The organism is Paenibacillus phytohabitans, from assembly GCF_013141775.1.
GTDB classification, from domain to species: domain Bacteria; phylum Bacillota; class Bacilli; order Paenibacillales; family Paenibacillaceae; genus Paenibacillus_AQ; species Paenibacillus_AQ phytohabitans.
Window position 1 is genome coordinate 1 of the sequence record NZ_WHOB01000096.1, and the last position, 2,538, is coordinate 2,538.

General features: G+C 45.1%; 6 protein-coding genes. 5 read left to right on the forward strand and 1 reads right to left on the reverse strand.

Annotated features, from left to right (window positions below):
- Positions 1 to 119 precede the first annotated feature (119 nt).
- Positions 120 to 314: a hypothetical protein gene (locus GC101_RS33600; RefSeq protein ID WP_171720838.1), complete on the forward strand. Its 195-nt coding sequence runs from the start codon at positions 120 to 122 to the stop codon at positions 312 to 314.
- Positions 315 to 386: 72 nt separating this feature from the next.
- Here GC101_RS33600 and GC101_RS33605 read toward each other — a convergent pair whose 3' ends face one another.
- On the reverse strand, positions 387 to 1,016 hold the full coding sequence (locus GC101_RS33605) for a class I SAM-dependent methyltransferase (protein WP_171720839.1): 630 nt from the start codon (positions 1,014 to 1,016) through the stop codon (positions 387 to 389).
- 129 nt (positions 1,017 to 1,145) lie between these two features.
- On the opposite strand from GC101_RS33605, the gene GC101_RS33610 reads away from it, so the two are divergent.
- The 4 genes from GC101_RS33610 to GC101_RS37025 form a co-directional block, all read left to right on the forward strand.
- Positions 1,146 to 1,301 (forward strand): hypothetical protein, encoded by a 156-nt coding sequence (locus GC101_RS33610; protein ID WP_171720840.1) that lies wholly within the window; start codon positions 1,146 to 1,148, stop codon positions 1,299 to 1,301.
- A 98-nt stretch (positions 1,302 to 1,399) separates the two neighbouring features.
- Positions 1,400 to 1,588, forward strand: coding sequence for a hypothetical protein (locus GC101_RS33615; protein WP_039306684.1), 189 nt, complete (start codon positions 1,400 to 1,402; stop codon positions 1,586 to 1,588).
- Positions 1,589 to 1,943: 355 nt separating this feature from the next.
- Positions 1,944 to 2,276 carry a transposase gene (locus GC101_RS33620; RefSeq protein WP_171720841.1) on the forward strand — a complete coding sequence of 111 codons (333 nt, stop codon included), beginning with the start codon at positions 1,944 to 1,946 and terminating at the stop codon, positions 2,274 to 2,276.
- Positions 2,277 to 2,308: 32 nt separating this feature from the next.
- The coding region (locus tag GC101_RS37025) for an IS3 family transposase (protein ID WP_425497173.1) at positions 2,309 to 2,538 on the forward strand (230 nt) is incomplete at its 3' end.

Below are 2,538 nucleotides of genomic sequence, written 5' to 3' on the forward strand. Positions count from 1 at the left end.
TTTAAACATCTTGATTTACGGGAAAGTGCTAAACCATTGTACTCAAAGTGCCGTTTTATGATAGAAATCAGGTGTTTTTCCGAACCTTTTAGTGACAACATTAAGTGTTACCCACAGTTATGGATAAAAAGTATCAACAAAACGCCGGATTATTGTTTGCAGCTTCTTTTCTTTCACTAACAGCGAGCCGGATTATTCATTCTAACGGAAGCAACCTGATAGATTTCACGCAAGGGGTGCTAACGGGTATAGGCATTGTGGGTATGGTGGTGACCATCATAGCCTTTGGCAGATATCAGAAGCGCAGCCAGTAAAATAGATCAAAGCCCATTCGCCGGGGGAGGCGGTTGGGCTTTTCTACTTATGCAGACAGTGCGCTTGGAGCGCTATCCTTCCTTTTTACATTTTACAATTAAGAAGTTTATGGAAGGCTTGTTTTTCATATTCTTACCGGGCTCATCTATTTCTGATATCTCGACCAGGCCATAGTTGGCAAAGTCTTGTTGAATGGAGTCAGCATCATAAAAAAACATTTTCACTCGGTCCATGATTTCGAAATAGTCTGTATCCAGTTGGACGCCTTTACCGTACATTGGTGCTTTTTTGGATACCGTTGTAAAGACCATATATCCACCCGGCTTCAGCTGATTATAACAATCCTGAATGAACTTCTCCCGCTCACGCTGATCCAATAAGTGAATCAGTGCATAGCAGAAAATACCGTCATAGAGTTTGTTGTCAAATGGCATATCGGTTACCGAGCCGTGAAAAACATTCATATCCAGCCCGCTCTGCCTCGCCAGATCAATCGCTGTTTGCGAAATTTCAATACCAGTAACATCTATTCCATTGTCCATAAAAACCTTTGCATTTCTGCCATATCCAATGCCGGGAACCAGGATGTCTTTAACATTCTTTTCAAGGAAAAAATCCTTGGTTAAGATGGCCGAGTCAGAAGGTTCAAATCCCCACATCGTTTGTTTTTCTATGAAGCTTGCTTCCCAGAACTCTGTCATAGCCCGATCTCCTTTAATTACATTAAAAAGTTATTACGGACATATTATATCTACGATAGAACCAATTTGCAATGTTATTGTTAATCCTCGTATTTAAACAGATAGACTTTTGTGAAGCGGCCGGATATTATGTTAGATGGATTTAGAACGATTAAGCAGCAGAAGCTAAATGATGATCCGGCGCTGAACAGTGTGGTAGTGAGCTACCTGGATGATTTCAATGATATCTATAAGTGGAGTGAATATGCATCGGATGATTTCATCGCGAAACGGGCTAATAAATAATGCTGTTCTATAGAGTGAGTACAAACCATCCTAAACTGGTTAAAACCCAGCAGATAGTGTACCTTAGTAATATTAGTAATTAGGAGTGGTGATTTTTTGTGAAAAAAAGTAGACAAACCCCCGTGCTGGTCGTGGTCTCCATCCTGCTGATCATTATCAGCAGCCTGATCCCGTCGGACAAATCAACCTGGCTGGGAGCACTGCAGACCATCTTGCTGGGCGTCGGGCTGCTCGGATGCTGCATGGCTTTTTGGCGGTTCGCCAAGGGCGGCAAGGGCAAGCGCTGATTTCTGGCACTGGAACGGATAGCATAGCATAGCAAATGGAGAGCCGTGGCGGATGCTGCGGCTTTTATTAATATGTACGGCGTCAGCGGATTTACTCTATGCAGCGCTTGCTACGCGGACTGAGAGGACCTTATTTTGTGAAAAAGCCTGCTTTTTTACCCGTTGCGGACTCAGGAGCGCTTATATTGTTCGAGGGAGCTCAAAATGAGGCGAAACTGGTTAGTTAAGGTCCTCTGAGTCCGCATGGATCGCTGAATGGCCTGATTGGGCGAAATAACGGATCTACTGCGACTAGAATAGACTGTGGACAACCGTTAACGGATGGACTGATAATAGAAGTAACGGAGGTGTTCACATGGGAGAACAACGTCAGCGGTATAACGAAGAGTTTAAAAGGGAAACTGTGAAATTTATTCAAGAACAGACGAAGAGCTTCAGTGAATTAGCGGAAGAGCTAGACATCCCGAAAAGCACACTGCATCAGTGGATGGGGCAATATCGAGAGCTAAAGAATGAACCGGCAGCGAGTGTGGATCGGGTGAGGGAGCTCGAAGCAGAGCTGAAGGAAGCACGGCGTCAGCTCAAGGAACATCAAGATCAGCTTGCCGAACGGGATGAAGAATTGGCCATCATAAAAAAAGCAGTGCACATCTTCAGCAGACCAAGGAACTCCGATTCCAGTTCATGAAGGACCATCGCTCCGAGTATCGCTTGGAGAAGATGTGCATAACCCTACAAGTATCCAGGAGCGGGTATTACAAGTGGCTGAGCGCCAAACCCAGTCCACAAGAACTCCACAAGGCTGCGGTGAAGGAGCGAATCCGGTACCATTTTGCCGACCACAAAATGCGGTATGGGAGTCCGAAAATCACCCGGTTGCTGCACCAGGAAGGCTATACCGTCACGGAACGTACCGTGAGTGTGTATATGCGGCAAATGAAGCTACGCTC

Excerpts from the sequence above, each read along its gene's own strand:
- GC101_RS33620 (WP_171720841.1), top strand. The coding sequence starts at position 1,944 with ATGGGAGAACAACGTCAGCGGTATAACGAAGAGTTTAAAAGGGAAACT.
- GC101_RS33610 (WP_171720840.1), top strand. The coding sequence starts at position 1,146 with ATGTTAGATGGATTTAGAACGATTAAGCAGCAGAAGCTAAATGATGAT.
- GC101_RS33600 (WP_171720838.1), top strand. The coding sequence starts at position 120 with ATGGATAAAAAGTATCAACAAAACGCCGGATTATTGTTTGCAGCTTCT.
- GC101_RS33605 (WP_171720839.1), bottom strand. The coding sequence starts at position 1,016 with ATGACAGAGTTCTGGGAAGCAAGCTTCATAGAAAAACAAACGATGTGG.